The 1,023-nt window shown below is 62.7% G+C and carries 2 protein-coding genes; one reads left to right on the top strand and one right to left on the bottom strand.

Annotated elements, in window-relative coordinates:
• On the top strand, positions 1 to 508 hold a 508-nt coding region (locus AA0535_RS11320; protein ID WP_264816318.1), incomplete at its 5' end, for a hypothetical protein.
• A 233-nt stretch (positions 509 to 741) separates the two neighbouring features.
• Here the strand turns inward: AA0535_RS11320 and AA0535_RS11315 are convergent.
• On the bottom strand, positions 742 to 1,023 hold a 282-nt coding region (locus AA0535_RS11315), incomplete at its 5' end, for a hypothetical protein (RefSeq protein WP_264816315.1).

Here is a 1,023-nt window from a genome sequence, read left to right as displayed (position 1 = left end):
CGATGCCTACGCCGCGGTATCCCAGCTCGCTCTGGAGCAGGTAGAGCGCAACGCAATTCTATCCCGGGAGTCCAGTCAAGCGATCGCCGATCTGGTTGCGCATGCTCATAAGATCGTCGAAGGGGTGAGAGTGAGTGCTGAGCTTCGCATCAAGGGAGATGAGAAGAAGCACAAGGACCTGTACGACGAAACCGTCGCCCGAATGATGCGGAAGTTCGAGGCAGAGGTTGCTTCCGCTGTTCTGGACAAGATCAAGGAGCGCGTACCTTTCGTGGAGCAGGGCTTCTACGAATATGCGCGTAATCGCTTCTTTATGCGCCTGGTGCTGGTCGGGGCAGCTATCTTCGCGCTGTCCTTCCTCTCCGGCGTAGGCTTCTACTGGCGTTCGATTGAGGTCGGTAATCACTGCCTGGACAGGAGCAATGTGTCCTACGCCGATACGGGCAAGGCATGGTGCCGCCTGCCCGAGGATGACAAGCTGCCAGCAACCCCGGTGAATGGCTCTTGAGAGGGGTCTGCTCCCTTGCCGATCGCCCGGAGCGTTTGTCCCTGCTTTCCAGCCCGAAGGGCCGTAGGCGTCCCGCAAGGGACGCCGGAGCATATCCCCAAGGCGCACGCGCGCTCGACCGTCAAGAGTCGAGAGCGCGTGCGCCTTGGGGATATGTGGTAAGTGGGGGCAACGCGGCCCCGCGAGGCGCCGAACGCCCCGCTGCGTGAGTTGTGTCCAATTCTGCGCGGTAATTAACACCGATCCCGCGCGTCGCGCTCCCGGTCTGCCGCCTCGATCCCTGAGGCGCTGAAATAAGCAGGGCGGCGGGCCAGCTCGGCAGCCTCTTCCATGTCGGCCAGCAAGGGCACCTGCTTTTCAAGACGGGCGCGCAATCTCCTACGCCGCGTGTCCGCCTTGCGCTCCGGGCTCCAACGTGTGACCGGCGGATGGTAGGCGCTCCATCCATGAGACCAGCCACAGCCGGGCTTTACGCTCGGCGCGTGCTCGGCGACGATCTCGCGTTCATACGCACG

The organism is Asaia krungthepensis NRIC 0535 (assembly GCF_025995175.1).
Lineage (GTDB): Bacteria > Pseudomonadota > Alphaproteobacteria > Acetobacterales > Acetobacteraceae > Asaia > Asaia krungthepensis.
Note: the sequence above shows the minus strand (reverse complement) of the source record. Positions and strands in the feature narration are given on the sequence as shown.